Annotated in this window: 14 protein-coding genes; 5 read left to right on the forward strand and 9 right to left on the reverse strand. The window is 39.3% G+C overall.

Translation table 11 applies throughout. From position 1 onward, the window contains the following. Position 1: 1 nt before the first annotated feature. The 3 genes from IGI52_RS04770 to uvrB all read right to left on the reverse strand — a co-directional run bounded on the left by IGI52_RS04770 (position 2) and on the right by uvrB (position 6,295). On the reverse strand, positions 2 to 1,258 hold the full coding sequence (locus IGI52_RS04770; RefSeq protein WP_438780611.1) for a carboxylate--amine ligase: 1,257 nt from the start codon (positions 1,256 to 1,258) through the stop codon (positions 2 to 4). A 101-nt stretch (positions 1,259 to 1,359) separates the two neighbouring features. Continuing rightward, positions 1,360 to 4,182: an excinuclease ABC subunit UvrA gene (gene uvrA / locus IGI52_RS04775; RefSeq protein ID WP_438780612.1), complete on the reverse strand. Its 2,823-nt coding sequence runs from the start codon at positions 4,180 to 4,182 to the stop codon at positions 1,360 to 1,362. Positions 4,183 to 4,303: 121 nt separating this feature from the next. Continuing rightward, entirely contained in the window at positions 4,304 to 6,295 is a 1,992-nt protein-coding gene (gene uvrB / locus IGI52_RS04780; protein WP_016179192.1) for an excinuclease ABC subunit UvrB, read from the reverse strand. A gap of 244 nt (positions 6,296 to 6,539) precedes the next feature. Between uvrB and IGI52_RS04785 the strand changes: the two genes are divergently transcribed. Beyond that, positions 6,540 to 8,717 (forward strand): amino acid ABC transporter substrate-binding protein/permease, encoded by a 2,178-nt coding sequence (locus tag IGI52_RS04785; protein ID WP_438780613.1) that lies wholly within the window; start codon positions 6,540 to 6,542, stop codon positions 8,715 to 8,717. A gap of 112 nt (positions 8,718 to 8,829) precedes the next feature. Here IGI52_RS04785 and IGI52_RS04790 read toward each other — a convergent pair whose 3' ends face one another. Further along, positions 8,830 to 10,080, reverse strand: coding sequence for an IS110 family transposase (locus IGI52_RS04790; protein ID WP_002346915.1), 1,251 nt, complete (start codon positions 10,078 to 10,080; stop codon positions 8,830 to 8,832). A 408-nt stretch (positions 10,081 to 10,488) separates the two neighbouring features. On the opposite strand from IGI52_RS04790, the gene IGI52_RS04795 reads away from it, so the two are divergent. After that, positions 10,489 to 11,226, forward strand: a complete 738-nt coding sequence (locus tag IGI52_RS04795) for an amino acid ABC transporter ATP-binding protein (protein ID WP_034877127.1) — start codon at positions 10,489 to 10,491, stop codon at positions 11,224 to 11,226. 21 nt (positions 11,227 to 11,247) lie between these two features. Here IGI52_RS04795 and IGI52_RS04800 read toward each other — a convergent pair whose 3' ends face one another. Continuing rightward, positions 11,248 to 12,291, reverse strand: a complete 1,044-nt coding sequence (locus IGI52_RS04800) for a glycerol dehydrogenase (protein ID WP_438780614.1) — start codon at positions 12,289 to 12,291, stop codon at positions 11,248 to 11,250. A 120-nt stretch (positions 12,292 to 12,411) separates the two neighbouring features. Next, positions 12,412 to 13,599, reverse strand: coding sequence for an elongation factor Tu (tuf, locus tag IGI52_RS04805; protein ID WP_016179196.1), 1,188 nt, complete (start codon positions 13,597 to 13,599; stop codon positions 12,412 to 12,414). Positions 13,600 to 13,880: 281 nt separating this feature from the next. Between tuf and IGI52_RS04810 the strand changes: the two genes are divergently transcribed. From IGI52_RS04810 to IGI52_RS04820, 3 genes are read left to right on the forward strand one after another with little or no spacing between them, the layout of a single operon-like run. Next, entirely contained in the window at positions 13,881 to 14,156 is a 276-nt protein-coding gene (locus IGI52_RS04810) for a hypothetical protein (protein WP_102871140.1), read from the forward strand. Position 14,157: 1 nt separating this feature from the next. Further along, positions 14,158 to 14,796, forward strand: a complete 639-nt coding sequence (locus IGI52_RS04815; RefSeq protein ID WP_311855191.1) for an ABC transporter ATP-binding protein — start codon at positions 14,158 to 14,160, stop codon at positions 14,794 to 14,796. After that, positions 14,793 to 15,554 (forward strand): ABC transporter permease, encoded by a 762-nt coding sequence (locus tag IGI52_RS04820; protein ID WP_270791433.1) that lies wholly within the window; start codon positions 14,793 to 14,795, stop codon positions 15,552 to 15,554. Before IGI52_RS04815 ends, IGI52_RS04820 begins: the two co-directional genes overlap by 4 nt. 44 nt (positions 15,555 to 15,598) lie before the next feature. Here IGI52_RS04820 and ilvA read toward each other — a convergent pair whose 3' ends face one another. From ilvA to ilvN, 3 genes are read right to left on the reverse strand one after another with little or no spacing between them, the layout of a single operon-like run. Next, positions 15,599 to 16,855, reverse strand: a complete 1,257-nt coding sequence (gene ilvA, locus IGI52_RS04825) for a threonine ammonia-lyase IlvA (protein ID WP_438780615.1) — start codon at positions 16,853 to 16,855, stop codon at positions 15,599 to 15,601. A 14-nt stretch (positions 16,856 to 16,869) separates the two neighbouring features. Continuing rightward, positions 16,870 to 17,865: a ketol-acid reductoisomerase gene (gene ilvC, locus IGI52_RS04830; protein ID WP_438780616.1), complete on the reverse strand. Its 996-nt coding sequence runs from the start codon at positions 17,863 to 17,865 to the stop codon at positions 16,870 to 16,872. Between the two features lie 60 nt (positions 17,866 to 17,925). Further along, positions 17,926 to 18,402: an acetolactate synthase small subunit gene (ilvN, locus tag IGI52_RS04835; RefSeq protein ID WP_016179202.1), complete on the reverse strand. Its 477-nt coding sequence runs from the start codon at positions 18,400 to 18,402 to the stop codon at positions 17,926 to 17,928. Position 18,403 lies beyond the last annotated feature (1 nt).

Here is an 18,403-nt window from a genome sequence, read left to right on the forward strand (position 1 = left end):
TTTATCCTTCTTTCTCTTTAAAGAATAAATCAAAACGGCCTTTATATTGGCTAAACATATATTTCATTAATACCCATCGCATCAAGGACATATCTTTCTTGTAAAAGACAGTTGTCCCCCATTGATCCTTTTTAATCATTTCTAGGGCTTTATCTTTATCCGCATTGTTACGAGCATATTTTTCAAAAACAGTCTTAGGAACTCCCATCCATAATTTTGAATTAGCTGGTTCAGCTTTGCCGTAAATTGTTTCGTCAAAAGATTCCTCAAAAACACGATCCTCTGTTACATATTGGGCCAAGTTGAAGCCGTTTAATGTCACAAAGAAACTGCTACGCCCTTGACGTAAGTTGATTTCGAATAATTTATACTCACCATCTCGTGGATCATATTTCATATCAAAGTTAGCAAAGCCAGTATAATCGATTTTTTCTAAAAAGCTCTTGATGGTTTGATAGATTTTTTCATTGTATTCAGGCATGATCGCAACGTAATTTCCGATTGCTTCAGGAGAAGGATCTTCTAACAATGGATGTCCCAAACACATCATGCGAACTTGATGATTTTGATCCACATAAGCGTTTAGTACGCGCATATTGCTGTCATCACCCGGGATAAAATCTTGGGCAATCATCTCACTTGTATAGCCGGCTTGATAAATTCGTTCAATGATCGTATCGAATTCGTCACGTGTATCTAAGATAAAGGCCTTTTTGCGTCCTTCAAAATCAATTGATAACCACTCGACACTATTAGCGGGTTTCAAGGCTACTGGAAAGTCAAAGGGCAAATCTTGTTTTAATTTTCCTGCTTCAAGCATATCCTCTGTAATAATGAAGGTTTTTGGATAAGGTAAATCATACTTTTCACAAATTTCATAAAAGCTGACTTTACTGATCAAACGTTGCAACAAGTCAAAATCAATATAAGGGCAAATAAACCATTCAGAAAGCTCTTCCTTGTGTTGTGAAACCAATTCCGCATACCCATCTCCGCAGGCAATCAGCAAATATTTTGTTTCGGGATCATTATAGGTTGTCTTTCCTAATTCGCGCATTTTATCCATGAACACAGGATCTTTATCGAATCCTGGTACAACATGGACATTCACGATTTTACTGTATTTTGTCGGCGCCAACTGTAAACCAGCATAAGCTTCAGAAACGATTCCATATGCTTCATGGAAAGAACGAGACATTCCATATACATTGATGTCGCTTCCTAACAGGATCGGTACAAATTTTTGTTTTTCATTCATATTCTCTTACACCTTCTCATTCTAAATCAACGATAATCATACCATAAAGAAAAATGCAAGCAAAGGAGAATCCTTTACCTGCATTAAGCTTTATCAGTTACTTATTTTTTAAGAACGCGTTTTAAATAATGTCCGGTGTAACTCTCCGGTACTTCAGCAATTTCTTCAGGTGTACCTGTCGCTAAAACAGTACCGCCGCCATCGCCGCCTTCTGGTCCCAAATCAATCACATAGTCAGCTGACTTAATCACATCTAAATTATGTTCAATTACCAGAACTGTGTTACCAGCGTCAACGAAGCGTTCAAGCACCTTCAATAAACGTGCAATGTCATCTGTATGCAACCCAGTAGTTGGTTCATCCAGGATATAAAAATTCTTACCATTCGAATTCTTGTGCAGTTCGCTGGCAAGCTTCATCCGTTGCGCTTCACCACCAGATAGCGTCGTTGCTGGTTGCCCCATAGTAACATAACCTAAACCAACATCAACAATCGTTTGCAATTTTCGATGAATTTTAGGTATATGCTTGAAGAACTCTACGGCATCTTCGACAGTCATTTCTAAAATATCCGCAATATTCTTACCTTTGTAGTGAACTTCCAACGTTTCTGAGTTGTAGCGTTTGCCATGACAAACTTCACACGGAACATACACATCTGGTAAGAAATGCATTTCAATTTTGATGATTCCGTCTCCGCGACAAGCCTCACAGCGGCCACCCTTAACGTTAAAACTGAATCGTCCTTTTTTATAGCCACGAATTTTTGCTTCATTTGTTTGAGCAAATAAATCACGAATGTCATCAAACACACTCGTATAGGTTGCCGGATTGCTTCGTGGTGTCCGTCCAATTGGACTTTGATCAATATCAACTAATTTTTCAATATTATTGTAACCAGTGATCTTCTTGAATTTGCCTGGTTTATTGGAGTTACGATTGAGCTTTTGCGCTAGAGCTTTCTTCAATATTTGATTAACCAGAGTTGACTTTCCTGAGCCAGAAACACCTGTAACCGCGACAAACTTACCTAATGGGAACTCTGCATCAATATTTTTTAAATTATTCTCAGCAGCACCGGTGATTTTGATCTTCTTGCCATTTCCTTTCCGGCGTTCCTTAGGTACAGCAATTTCTCGTTTACCAGATAAATATTGACCAGTTAACGATTTAGGATTCTTTTCAACTTCTTTTGGTGTCCCAGCAGCCACGATTTCTCCGCCCTGATCACCTGCTCCTGGACCTACATCAATCAGATAATCCGCAGCGCGCATTGTGTCTTCATCATGTTCAACAACGATCAACGTATTTCCAAGATCGCGCATTTTCTTTAAAGATTCGATCAAACGGTCATTATCTCGTTGATGCAAACCAATTGATGGCTCATCTAAAATATAAAGCACACCAGATAAATTTGAACCAATCTGAGTTGCTAATCGAATTCGTTGCGCTTCTCCTCCAGACAATGTTCCAGAAGCACGGCTTAAGGTCAGATAATCCAGACCGACATTTCGCAGAAAGCTTAGCCGATCCTTAATTTCTTTCAAAATGGGTTTAGCGATAACTTTTTCTTGCTCGCTCAAAGAAATTGTTTCGAAAAAGTCTAGTGCGCTATTAATTGAATCTTCACTCACCTGTCCGATATTCGTATCATTGATCTGAACTGACAAGGCTTGAGGGTTCAAACGATACCCATGACAAGTTTGACAGGTCAACTCAGTCATATACAAACGCATTTGATCACGAGTGAAATCACTATTTGTTTCAGCGTATCGACGGTTAATATTGTTGATAATCCCTTCAAATGGCACCTCTACGTCACGAACACCGCCAAAATCATTTTCATAATGGAAATGGAAGTTCTCCCCGTTAGAACCATTTAAAATAATATCCTGATGTTCCTTCGGTAAATCTTCAAAAGGTGTATCCATGTCAATGCCAAAGCTCAAGCAGGCCTGTTCCAACATTTGTGGATAGTATTGCGAACTGATTGGATTCCAAGGAATCAAGGCGCCTTGACGTAATGTCTTACTTTGATCGGGAATCACTAGATCCATATCGACTTCTAGTTTCACCCCTAAACCATCACAATCTGGACAAGCGCCAAATGGTGCGTTGAATGAAAACAGACGAGGTTCAAGCTCGCCAACAGTAAATCCACAATAAGGACAAGCATAATGTTCACTGAATAGCATTTCTTTTTCACCGATCACATCAACAATCGCATAACCCTCTGCTAAACGCAAAGCTGCTTCAAAAGAATCAAATAAGCGCGATCGAATGCCATCTTTTACAACGATCCGGTCAACGATAATTTCGATATCATGCTTTTTATTTTTGGTTAGTTCAGGAGCTTCGGTTACATCATACAATTCACCATCAACACGCATGCGGACGTAACCTTCCCGTTGAATCATTTCAAAAACTTTTTTATGCTGCCCTTTTTTCTTAGCAACTACGGGAGCTAGAATTTGAATTTTCGTCCGTTCGGGTAATTCCAAAACTTTATCGACCATTTGCTCCACTGACTGTGAAGTGATTTCAATATGATCATTAGGACAAATTGGATGACCTACGCGGGCATAAAGCAATCGTAAATAATCATTGATTTCAGTTACAGTTCCCACAGTCGATCGAGGATTCTTGCTTGTTGTCTTTTGGTCGATAGAAATCGCTGGGCTTAAGCCATCAATACTATCAACATCCGGCTTATCCATTTGACCTAAGAATTGACGGGCGTATGCAGATAGACTCTCCACATAACGACGTTGGCCTTCCGCATACAACGTATCAAAGGCCAATGAACTCTTTCCAGAACCTGATAAACCAGTAACAACCACCATTTTATCACGAGGAATCGTGACATCTACATTTTTCAAATTATGAGCGCGCGCTCCGTGAATAACTATCTTATCATTTGCCATTTATATCTCCTATTTCATTGATTTACTGTAATTTTTTTATGCTTAGCTGCCTTATTAATTTTATTTCACTAAGATTAGCAAGGCAGCAAAGCGGAATCATACTCTTACTAATTAGATTTGTCTATTCTGCTGCTTTTAGCTCTAGAATCGTATCTCGTAAGGTTGCAGCAGTCTCAAAATCAAGTGTCTTAGCAGCTTCACGCATTTCGTCTTCCATTTTAGCGATAAGTTCTTTTCGTTCGGATTTAGAAAGCTCGTCAAATGAAGTGGCGTCATATGACTCAGTATCATCTGCGACTTTACTGATCGAGATCAAATCACGAATTTCTTTAATGATTGTCTTCGGCACGATTCCGTGTTCTTCATTATACTGTTCTTGAATACTGCGACGTCGTGACGTTTCATCCATTGCTCGTTGCATCGAATCCGTCACTTTATCAGCATACATAATAACTTTACCTTCTGAGTTACGGGCTGCTCGACCAATCGTTTGAACGAGCGATCGTTCACTTCGCAGGAATCCTTCCTTGTCAGCGTCTAAGATTGCAACCAACGAAACTTCCGGCACATCCAACCCTTCACGCAGTAAGTTAATTCCCACAAGTACATCAAACTTCCCTAAACGCAGATCTCGAATGATCTCAGTCCGTTCCAGTGTTTTAATATCACTGTGAAGATACTTGACTTTGATTCCTAGCTCTTTGAAATAGTCTGTCAAATCTTCGGACATTTTTTTCGTTAAGGTCGTGACAAAGACACGCTCATTTCGTTCAGAACGCTCATTAATTTCACCAACAAGATCATCGATTTGCCCCATAATCGGGCGCACTTCAATTACCGGATCCAATAACCCGGTTGGACGAATAATTTGTTCTACCACAGTATCTGTTTCTTCATGTTCATAAGGTCCTGGTGTCGCTGAAACATAAACAATCTGATTGACCCGTTCTTCAAATTCTTCCAGACGTAAAGGACGATTGTCTAATGCTGATGGTAAGCGGAATCCATAATCTACAAGCATTTGCTTCCGCGCACGGTCACCATTATACATTCCGCGAACTTGAGGCATCGTCACATGTGACTCATCGACTACAAGTAAGAAATCTTCAGGGAAGAAGTCTATTAAGGTATAAGGCGGTTCCCCTTCTTTACGACCATCCATATGTCTAGAATAGTTTTCGATTCCTGATGTATAGCCCATTTCTCGCAACATTTCAATATCATAATTCGTTCGTTGTTCTAGGCGCTGTGCTTCTAGTAATTTATTATCATTGCGTAATACTTCCAAGCGATCTTCTAATTCTTTTTGAATATTGCTGATGGCTACTTCCATATGCCCTTCATTCGTTAAGAAGTGAGTTGCAGGAAATATTGCGACATGCTCCGTTTCTCCCGTAATTTCTCCAGTTAGAGCATCAACTTCACGGATACGTTCGATCTCATCACCAAAAAATTCCACACGTAAAGCGCGCTCGTCACGTGATGCGGGGAATATTTCCACTACATCACCACGAACGCGAAAGCGTCCACGTTGAAAATCGATATCGTTTCGCTCAAATTGAATATCGATTAAATTTCGCAACAGCTGGTTTCGATCCATTTCCATTCCCACTCGCAATGAAACTACTTGTTCTAAATATTCCTTCGGCGAACCCAAACCAAAGATACAAGAAACCGACGCAACTACAATCACATCATTTCGTTCCAGCAAAGCGCTAGTTGCCGAGTGACGCAGCTTATCGATTTCGTCATTGATACTCGAATCCTTTTCAATATAAGTATCACTTGATGGTACATATGCCTCCGGCTGATAGTAATCATAATAGCTGACAAAATACTCCACCGCGTTGTTAGGAAAGAATTCCTTAAACTCACCATATAATTGTCCCGCCAATGTCTTGTTATGGGCAATAATCAAGGTTGGTTTATTGACTTCTTTAATGACATTAGAAATTGTGTATGTTTTCCCAGTACCGGTAGCTCCTAAAAGTATTTGTGCTTTTTTTCCATCGACGATTCCTTCGGCTAACTGTGTAATGGCCTCGGGCTGATCGCCAGCAGGCTGATATTTTGAATGAAGATCGAACGTGTTGTCCGTTACTCTTTCAATCATACAAAAATCCCCCTTTTCTATTAAATAAACAAAGATTTTCCATTTCAAAATTATAGCATACCGAACATATTTTCGCCATTTTTTATTCTTGCCATAAAAAGTTCTTAATAACTGATATGTTACCTTTCCTTACATTTCATGTTATAAAAATTTTGCTTTTTTTCTTTCCACCAATGAACCCTCTTGTGTTTTATCCTTAAACTAACATATAATAAACAAATGATAAGTATATAGGAGGATTATTATGAGAAAAAACAAATTAATTCCATTCGTCGTTTTTTTGATGGCAAGTATTTTTACACTTGGCTTTGCCAATAAGAGTGACGCCGCGGAAAAGACATATAAAATCGGAACGGACTTAACATTTGCGCCTTTCGAATTTCAAAACTCCGATGGCGAATACATAGGAATCGATGTCGATTTAATCAACCAAATCGCCAAAGATCAAAATTTCAAAGTGGACTTACGCCCCTTAGGTTTTGACAGTTCAATCCAAGGAGTTCAATCAGATCAGCTTGACGGTATGATTGCTGGAATGAGTATTACAGATGAACGGAAAAAGACTTTTGACTTTTCAGAACCATACTTTGACAGCGGTATCCAGATGGCTGTCAAAAACGACAACGATGATATCAAGGACTACAAGGATTTAAAAGGTAAAACCGTTTCTGCAAAAATCGGTACAGAAAGCGCGACTTTCTTAGAGCAGAATAAAGACAAATATGGTTATGAAATTAAACTATATGAAGCGGCTGACGCAATGTACAACGCCTTAACCAATGGAAATTCCGTTGCGATCTTCGATGACTATCCCGTTTTAGGTTATGCTGTAACTAATGGACAGCCCTTCAAATTGGTAGGAGAGCCAGAAAAAGGCAGTTCTTATGGTTTTGCTGTTAAGAAAGGTGAAAACAAAGAATTATTGAAGAAATTTAATCAGGGATTGAAGGATTTAAAGAAAGACGGCAGCTATGATAAAATCGTTGCCAAATATATTTCAACTGGTTCTGGTGATCAAGCCGCAGCTTCAGATGAAATGAAGAAAATTGAACCGAAAAAAGATGTTTACGTGGTTGCTAGTGATTCTGCTTTTGCACCGTTTGAGTACAAAGATAGTGATGGAGAATACAAAGGCATCGATGTCGATTTGCTAAAACGAGCAGCTGAACTGCAAGGTTTTAAATTAGATATGAAATTTATCGGCTTCTCTTCTGCTATGCAGGCTCTTGAATCTGGGCAAGCTGATGGCATGATTGCCGGAATGACCATTACAGACGAACGGAAAGCTAACTATGATTTCTCCGATCCTTACTTCCAAAGTGGGATTCAATTAGCCGTTGCAAAAGACAATAAAGATATCAAATCTTACAAAGATTTAAAAGATAAAACAGTTGGGGCCAAAGTTGGTACTGAAAGTGCTGATTTTCTGGAAGCACACAAGAAAGAATATGGGTATAACGTCAAGAGCTTCGATGCTGCCGATCAACTATATGATGCATTGAAGGTTGGATCAATTGATGCCATGATGGATGACTACCCTGTTATCGGTTATGCCGTAAATCAAGGGCAAAACTTGAAAACACCGATCAAACGTGAAATTGGCGGGGAGTATGGTTTTGCGGTTAAAAAAGGGCAAAATGCTGAGCTTCGTGAAATGTTCACCGAAGCTTTAAAAGAGATGAAACGAACTGGCGAATACGATGAGATCGTGAATAAATACATTGGTACTGAAAAGGAAGAGAAAAAAGATTCTGTGGATGAATCAACGATCACCGGCTTATTAAAAAACAACTATAAATCATTGTTGGATGGTTTATGGAAGACGATCGTTTTAGCTTTAGTCTCATTTGCTCTCGCATTGGTATTAGGAGTAATCTTCGGACTGTTCCGTGTCTCACCTGTTCGAGGTCTACGCACTTTTGCAGGTATTTATATCGACATTATTCGTGGTATTCCAATGATGGTATTAGCCTTCTTTATTTTCTTCGGCTTACCTGGGATTACAGGCATCAAAATTCCTGATTTCGCAGCTGGGATTATTACTTTAACCTTGAACGCAAGTGCATACATCGCTGAAATTGTTCGTGGTGGTATCAATGCTGTTCCAGTTGGGCAAATGGAGGCTTCACGTAGCTTAGGTCTATCGTACAATCGCACCATGCAGAAAATTATTTTGCCGCAGGCAGTGAAAATTATGATCCCTTCTTTCATCAATCAATTTGTTATCAGTTTGAAGGATACAACGATCATTTCCGCAATTGGTGTGGTAGAATTACTGCAAACTGGTAAGATCATTGTAGCTCGAACCACACAAAGTTCTTACGTTTACTTGATCATTGCGATTATGTACTTGATCTTGATCACGATCTTGACTAAGTTAGCGAACCGTTTAGAAAAGTCTAGTGGTAATAAGTCAAGATAATTTTTCAAAAGATTTTTAAAGGTAGTTAATTTTTGAAGCGCACTGAACTAAACCCGACCAAAATTAAAAATTTTTTCGGGTACTTCCAAGGATTAGCGTCAATAACATACTGTTATTTATCTATCACGCTCCTTGGTGGCATATAGAGTTGATGGTTACGTAGTAGCGTATCCACCAGACGCGTAAATTTTCTTGCGGTTAGTACGATGGCTCGTTTGTGTTTATGCTTGGGTGTTTCAGCGTATTTTTTCTTATAATACGCATGGTACTCAGGCTCGTATCTCCTTACGGAGTTGGTGGCTTCAACTAGATAATAACGGAGATAACGATTGCCTCGTTTGGCCATAGGAGTATTTTCATACTCAGAGTTACCTGATTGGTTCTGTCGCCAATATAAACCGGCATATTTAGCCAATTTGCTTTCATCTGAAAAGCGATTGATAGGGCCAATTTCAGCGAGTATACCCGCAGCATAAACAGGACCGATTCCTGGAATACTGGTTAAACATTGATATTCAGGTAGCACAACGACTAAATCGTCAATGGCTTTGTCTAAGTCTTTAATTAACTTTTCAAGACTACGAATTTCTTTGGCTAGAACACCCAAAACAATATCTACAGAGTCCTGATGGACTTTTCCTAACCGGTAGGAACTACGTATGGCTTTAGAAATTGCCTTTGCAATTCCTTCGGGATTTTTAAAACGATACTTCCCTAGTTTTTGAATTAGGTTCGCAAACTCTTCTAATGACAGTTCGGCAAGTTGGTCCATTGTGTAATCTTCCGTCATTAGAGTTACTAATGTGGCACTTAAAACGGATCCACCTTCTGCTTTTAGTTCTTTAGAAAGCGTGTTGCATTTATAATAAATGTTTTCGATAAAGTGTTGCTTTGTACGAACCAGCTGTTTAATTAGCTGATAACGCGTTCTAGTTAAGTGTTGGAGGGCAAGGTATTCTTCCTCTTTAATGATGGAGTTGACTTGCCTTTGGATGCGAAAATAGTCAGCGATATAAAAAGCATCAATTTGATCGTTTTTGTTTTCTTCAAAAATATCACGATACTTTTTAATTTTATTTGGTTGTTCAACTGAAACCATAAGGTTCAATTGATTTAACTCAAGATCTTCTTTAAAAAACATAGCTGGATGAAAGCTATATAAAGATGTGGCCTCCATTCCAATCACTAAGCTCTCTATCTCAAATTTTTGAGAAAATTCGAGAATGTATTCTTTGATCTGGCTTGCGCCAAGTTGACTATTTCCATAAGATGCTTCTTTTAAAACAGAGCAAGTTGAATCGTCTGTCATAAAGCAAGCATCTAATTTTTCAGAACTAACGTCTAAACCGACAAATAGTTTCATGTGGAAGGACCTCCTTTCATTGATTATTCGGAAATTGCTTGGGTACTGTGGGATATCCCAGAATCACGTTGTCTAACGACAGCCTCGCATAATAGAGTTTCATTCATTAAACCTCTAAGCCACCCAATCTCTACTAGGATTGGTAGAGGTCAATGGACTCAGCTAGTGTGTTGGAGGTTATACCAACGGTTCGGGTCACAGACTTTCTGTCGCAGTAAAACTGCAGAAGGTGATAGCGTCTTCCCGTAAGTCCTTTCCAAGACTTATTATTCAGGAATATCCTACAGTATCCAAGTAGTAATCGTTATTTTATTTAAACATATTAGGAATAGCCCCTAAGGGCGATTGAAGGAATGAAAGTTTCTTCAAAATATATATTACGAGAAGGTGAAATAGATGGAAAAAATGATGGATAATAAAATCGTCGTCAATCATTTAGTTAAAAAATTCGGAGACAATACTGTTTTAAATGACTTAAATATCACTATCAGTGAAGGTGAAGTGGTCTGCATCATCGGACCATCTGGTTCTGGGAAAAGTACGTTCTTACGTTGTATGAACCACTTAGAAGAACCTACTTCAGGTGAGATCATTATTGATGGACAGGATCTGACAGATAAACATACAGATATCAATTTAGTACGTCAGCATATTGGAATGGTTTTCCAACATTTCAATTTGTTCCCTCACCTGACTGTATTAGAAAACATCACATTAGCTCCTCTTGATTTAAAGGGGGAATCAAAAGAGTCTGCTGACAAACGTGGCGTTGAACTACTAACACAAGTTGGGCTTGCAGAAAAGAAAAATGATTATCCAGACAGTTTATCAGGTGGTCAAAAGCAGCGTGTGGCGATTGCGCGTGCGTTAGCCATGAATCCTGATATTATGTTGTTTGACGAACCTACTTCGGCGCTTGACCCAGAAATGGTTGGGGACGTGTTGAAGGTAATGAAGGATTTAGCTTTACAAGGAATGACGATGGTCATCGTTACCCATGAAATGGGCTTCGCCAAAGAAGTAGCCGATCGTGTCATCTTTACTGATGGTGGGAAAATTTTAGAAGACGGCACACCCGAACAAGTCTTCAATAATCCTCACAATCCAAGAACTCAAGATTTCTTGAATAAAGTTTTGAATATTTAACACGAAACCCGTGAAATCATTTTAGATTTCACGGGTTTTTCTGAATGTTAAAAGGATTTTATAGACTTCATCTTTTGTTACTGATACATTGCTGCGAATAATCCCATCTTCTGGTGAAAAAGCTAGATTTGTGACTTTTTGCAGTTCGTTTGCTGATGGTAAAACGGATAGGGCTTCATAAGTAATCGGCAACTCCAACTTTTCGAATAGGGCTTGATATCTTGAGAACTCCTCTTTTCGACCTTCTATTTGTAATTGCTGCAAAGTAGTCATAGCGATAATTTGACCATGGCTCCCTTTTATTTCTCCGCCCCACAAACTGACCATAGCATTATGAAGTGCATGAGCAATACTCAGTCCGCCGGATTCAAAGCCAATACCACTCAATAGCGTATTGGCCTCAACGACTGCCTCAAATGCTGGCGTAACTTTTCCATGTTTATTCGCTTCCACTGCCGCTTCTGCATAGTTAAGCAAAACGTCACGACATTTTTCGGCAATTGCTTCAGCTGCAAATGTTGGCGCAGCACCTAAAGTATTCACACCACGATTTTCTCGTACTGTTCTTGCTTCAATTGAAGTCGATAACCCATCTGCGATTCCCGCCGTCAAAAAATGAACCGGACTATTGATTAAAATTGCTGTATCAATTAAAACAAGATCAGGACTTTTAGCATAATAGGAATATTTCTCGAAATAACCGTTACGGTATTTCACCGAGATACGTGATGTTGGCGCGTCGGTTGCTGCCGATGTAGGAACAACGATACAGGACGCATTTGATTCAAAAGCCAACGACTTTCCTAAATCAATCGCCCGACCACCGCCTAAAGCAACAATATAATCGAACGTTTCACTTGGTCTATCTTCTTCTGTTACCCATACAAACATTTCTCCTCCTAGCTTCGTTAGTTTCTGGTACAATCGTTCTCCCAGCATTTGATAAACAAAACCATCAGTTACAATTAAACCTTTTTGACCAAAAGCTAGAATATCTTCTAAGTGATTCCACAGAACATTTTCTCCCTGACGATATGTCATAGGACTAACAAACACTTTTTCCATAGGCTCTCCTTTTTATCCCGTTTAGAAATATCATAGCAATCAAATAAAATAGGCGCAAGGCGAGTTTTAAAGAACACAAAAAACACGCAACGACTAGCGTTGCGTGTTAAGCAAATCTATTTATGCTTCGATTTCAGTTACGATACCTGAACCAACGGTACGTCCGCCCTCACGAATAGAGAAAGTCGTTCCTTTTTCTACCGCAATTGGGTGAATCAATTCAACGTCGATTGTAACGTTATCGCCAGGCATAACCATTTCAGTTCCTTCTGGCAATGCGATGTTTCCGGTAACGTCAGTTGTACGGAAGTAGAATTGAGGACGATAGTTGTTGAAGAATGGTGTATGACGTCCACCTTCTTCTTTCGTTAATACGTAAACTTCTGCACTGAATTTTGTGTGCGGTGTGATTGAACCTGGTTTAGCTAAGACTTGACCACGTTCGATTTCGTCACGTGTAATCCCACGTAATAGAACACCCACGTTATCGCCAGCTTCACCATAATCCAATGTTTTACGGAACATTTCAAGACCAGTTACGACTGCTTTTTGAATTTCAGGTTTGATCCCGATGATTTCCACTTCATCACCGACTTTAACTTCACCACGATCGATACGACCAGAGGCTACAGTCCCACGACCAGTGATAGAAAATACGTCTTCGACTGGTAACAAGAATGGCTTGTCAGTGTCACGTTCTGGCGTTGGGATGTATTCGTCAACTGTATCCATTAAATCAAGGATTACTTGTTCTTGTTCAGGATCGCCTTCTAAAGCTTTCAAAGCAGAACCTTTAAGAACTGGAATATCATCGCCAGGGAAACCATATTCAGAAAGTAATTCACGGACTTCCATTTCCACTAGATCAATTAATTCTTCATCGTCGACTAAGTCAACTTTGTTTAAGAATACAATTAAATGCTTAACACCCACTTGCCGTGATAGCAAAATATGTTCACGTGTTTGCGGCATTGGACCATCAGTAGCTGATACTACTAGGATTGCACCATCCATTTGAGCAGCACCGGTGATCATGTTTTTCACATAGTCCGCGTGTCCTGGAGCATCAATATGAGCATAGTGGCGTTTTTCAGTTTCATATTCAACGTGTGCAGTGTTGATAGTGATTCCACGTTCACGTTCTTCGGGTGCAGCATCGATACTAGCATAGTCTTGAGGGTTTGCTAGACCTTTCTTACCTAATACCGTTGTGATTGCTGCCGTTAAAGTTGTTTTCCCATGGTCGACGTGACCAATGGTACCAATATTAACGTGTGGTTTACTTCTATCGTAATGTTCTTTTGCCATAATAAACAAACCTCCTAATAAGTGTAAAAATTCTTACGGATATAGTGTAAAACATTTTGAGTTAAATGAAAAAGATTTACACTTATTTGCTTTTTATCAAAAAAAGAAAATTACTAGAAAAAAACTCTGAAAACGCAAGAAACTCAATCTCACCTACTTTTCAGGAAATTAGTAAGTTATAATAGGCTCAATAAGTGTACAGAAGTAAAAAAGACTGGTTTAATAGAATTGGCTTTTTTGATGATAGGACTTTGAAGAGAAATAATGAATGGAGGATATTCATGGAAAATTTTCAAGAAAAACTAGCTCAGCTTCCAACTGAAATAAAAAGAGCTTGGAGTGTTGGCTTTGTTTTTGTTAAGGAAAATGATCACTACTGGCATTTTCCAGCAAGACAATGGAGCGAACAACAGATTCAAGACTATTTTTTAGATCGTTTCGGAAAAACAAGTACCTTTAAACTTTATCCTGAACTAAAGCTAAAACATTTAATCGTGAAGGATATGCCTGCACTTTTGGTAGTCGTTCCTTATGAACCTAGAAAGGAAAGTATTTGATATGGTTTTATTAAAACTGGAGGCTGTCAGTTATCAAAGTGATCAGCGAATCATTTTAGATCAGATTTCTTTGATAGTAGAACAAGGAGCTTTCTTAACAATTTCGGGTCCTTCAGGAGGAGGAAAAAGTACATTACTTCGATTGATCGCTTCGTTGCTAACTCCAACCAGCGGCGAAATTCTTTTTCAGGGAAAGTCTCAGCAACAATATGACTATACCGAATACCGTCAACAGGTCTCCTATTGTTTTCAGCAACCTTCATTATTTGGTGAAACTGTACTGGACAATTTAACTCTGCCTTATACTATTAGGAACCTTACTCCTGATCAAAGCAAAATGATGGAACATTTAGAAATGGTCGATCTGCCAAAAGAGTATCTGACTAAAAATATTTCTGAGCTATCTGGTGGTGAACGTCAACGAGTAGCACTGATCCGCAACATTTTATTTTTGCCGCAGATTTTGTTATTGGATGAGGTAACGACAGGTTTGGATGAACAAACAAAGAGAATCATTCATCGCTTAATCAAAAACATTCAACAAAAGGGCTGTACGATCTTACAGGTGACGCATGATGAAGCAGAGATCCAAGAAGCAGAAAAATTACTACTTATCCAAGGGGGGAAACTCAAACAATGAATCAATTAGCTGTCAATGATCTTTCTTTAGTCTTAGCTTTTGCATTAGTACTAATCGCTGTTGTCATTAGTTCCAAAGAAAAATTGAATTTATCGAAAGATATCTTTCTTAGTATTATCCGAGCTATCATCCAATTAGTTATTGTTGGTTATTTATTAAAATATATTTTTCAAGTTAACAATGATCTTTTGACAATCGCAATGAGTTTATTCATTGTATTCAATGCTGCTTGGAATGCCCATAAGAGAAATCCTAGTCTTCATAAAAAATATCTTCATTCATTAGCAGCAATTTTTATTAGCACTTATATTACTCTTGGCGTATTGATTTTCGCTGGAGCTATTAAATTTATTCCTTCTCAAATCGTTCCTATCACTGGAATGATCGCCAGCAACTCAATGGTAGCAATCGGTCTATGCTATCGAGCGTTGAATACTCAATTTCACGACTTAAGACAACAGGTGTTAGAAAAATTGGCGCTGGGAGCTTCAATCAAGTTGGCTTCTAAGCCAATCCTACAGCAAAGTATCAAAACCGCCATGCAGCCTACCATTGATTCTGCTAAAACAGTGGGGCTCGTTAGTTTGCCAGGCATGATGTCAGGATTGATTTTCGCTGGACTAGATCCAGTCCATGCAATCAAATATCAAATTATGGTCACCTTTATGCTGCTTTCGGCTACAAGTTTAGGCTCTATAATAGGCGGTTATACTGCCTATAAAAATTATTTTAATTCTAATCATCAATTGATCATATAAAAAAAGGAACTCCGAAAATTATCTCTTTCGGGTTCCTTTTTTAATCAAACCAATAAATTATAAAGGGTCTTATGTTGACTTAATTCGATATAGGTCGAATCAAATTCTTTTAACCGCTTCAATAAATCTGGCAAGGTTTCAGGCTTCCTCAACAGCACACCAATTACCACTGGTCCAGTGCCACGATTACTTTTCTTCGTATATTCGAAACGTGTAATATCATCGCCCTCACCTAAGACCTCTGATACAAATTCCTTCAATGCTCCTGGACGTTGCGGAAAATTCACGACAAAGTAATGCTTCAAGCCTTCATAAATCAACGAACGCTCTTCGATCTCAGCCATTCGGTTAATATCGTTGTTTCCACCACTGATAACACAGATCACTGTTTTCCCTTTGATCTGGTCTTTCATCAAATCTAAAGCAGCCACACTCATAGCGCCCGCTGGTTCAACTACTATGGCTTGTTTACCATACAAATCTAAGATAGTTGAACAGATTAAGCCTTCATCAACTGACATCAGTTCGTCAACATATTCCCTACTATGAGAATATGTGATTTCACCGACACGTTGAACTGCTGCTCCATCGACGAATTTATCGATCTCGGTTAGTTTAACTGGCTGCTCTTCCTCAAAGGCTGCCTGCATCGAAGCCGCTCCTTTAGGTTCAACGCCTATCACTTTGGTTGTTGGTGAGGTGTTCTTCACATAAGACGCCACACCACTGATTAAGCCGCCTCCACCAATTGCTGTGATCACGAAATCAGGTTTATAACCTTCGCTTTCTGCATCAGTCATCATTTCCAAAGCCAGCGTTCCTTGACCGGCAATAATATTTTTATCATTAAAAGGATCGATAAAGGTCATGCCGTTTTCTTCGCAGTATTTTTTTGCGGCAGCAGCAGAAGCGTCAAAGGTATCGCCGACTAAATGAATATCCGCAAATTCACCACCAAAAAATCTTACTTGCGAAACTTTTTGTTGCGGTGTGGTGGTAGGCATAAAAATTGCTGCCCGCGTCTTTAATTCATGACACGTGTAAGCAACTCCCTGCGCGTGATTTCCCGCACTCGCACAAACCACACCTTTCTTCAAATCCGCCTCTGGAAGTTTCTTAATGGCATAATAAGCACCGCGTAATTTAAATGAACGAACTTTTTGCAGGTCCTCTCGCTTTAATAAAACAGTCGCTTGATATTTTTCAGATAAATAACGATCATATTGTAACGGCGTGTGGTTGACAGAGTCCTTCAATAATTGATAGGCACTGCGAACCTCAGTATCTTTGATCAATTCCATCGCTGCATCCCCCATTAATCTTTACGACTTACAAATGGCATCATTTTCCGTAACTCGCCGCCCACTTTTTCAATTTGATGTCCAGCACTTTCCTCACGCATCTTCTTGAATTCAGGGAAGCCGTTCTTATTATCGTCAATAAAGCCTTTGGCAAATTTCCCATTTTGGATATCGGTTAAAACTTCCTTCATGCCAGCTTTCGCTTGGTCGGTAATCACACGTGGTCCAGAAACGTAATCTCCATATTCCGCTGTGTTAGAAATCGAATTACGCATTTTCGCAAAGCCCCCTTCATAAATCAAATCTACTATCAATTTGATTTCATGACAAACTTCAAAGTATGCCAATTCAGGTTGGTAACCTGCTTCGACTAATGTTTCAAAACCAGCCTCAATCATACTCGTTAAGCCGCCGCAAAGCACTGCCTGTTCGCCAAATAGATCAGTTTCAGTTTCTTCCTTAAAGGTAGTTTCCAAGACACCTACTCGTGTAGCGCCAATGCCTTTCGCATAAGATAGCGCTAAATCGCGAGCAGTTCCTGTTGCATCTTGATGAACGGCAAATAATGCTGGCACCGCGAAGCCTTCAGTAAAGGTACGACGAACTAAATGACCGGGACCTTTTGGAGCTACTAAGAAAACATCCATATTTTTCGGTGGGTTGATAACATCAAAGTGAATATTGAAACCATGTGCGAAGACTAAAGCATTGCCATCTGCTAAATTCGGTGCGATTTCATTATCGTATAAAGCACCTTGGATTTCATCTGGAGCTAAAATCATGACTACTTCGGCTTTTTTGGTTGCTTCAGCTACCGGCAACACATCAAATCCATCTTCACGAGCAGCCTCAGCGGATTTTCCTTCTCGTACACCGATCACGACTTGATGACCCGTGTCACGTAGATTTTGTGCATGAGCATGTCCTTGAGAACCATATCCCACCACAGCAATTGTTTTTCCTTCTAAAGCATCCTTCGCTACTGCATCATCATAATAAACTTTAACCATAATTTTTCCTCCAATTTTATAAACTATATTAATAGCAAAATCTAAAAATAGATCTTGCGTTTAACCTCTGCTAAATCCGGTTACACCGGTTCGTGCTAATTGCTTAATTCCATAAGGTCGTAAGACGTCGATACACGCGTTGACCTTTTCTGTCGAACCAGCAACCTGTACCACGATTGTTTTCAGCCCAACATCCACGACATCTGCTCGAAATGGATCAATCATCGCTTGAATTTCTGAACGTGTTGCTGCTGGGGCGCTGACCTTGATCAACGCCAATTCTCTTTCTAAATGTGGCTCATCGGTTACATCAGAAACCTTAACCACATCGATTTGTTTATTTAATTGTTTCGTTACTTGTTCAACATCCGCTAACGTGTCAGCTTGAATGATAATCGTCATTCGGGATTCGCCGTCTCTTTCTGTCCGACCTACCGAAACACTATCCATATTTACTTGTCGGCGATTCAAAACACTCGTGATTCGACTTAACACCCCTGCTTGGTCATGAACCATTGCTGTAATCATCCGTCTCATT

The organism is Enterococcus sp. DIV0187 (assembly GCF_051713785.1).
Lineage (GTDB): Bacteria > Bacillota > Bacilli > Lactobacillales > Enterococcaceae > Enterococcus_A > Enterococcus_A avium.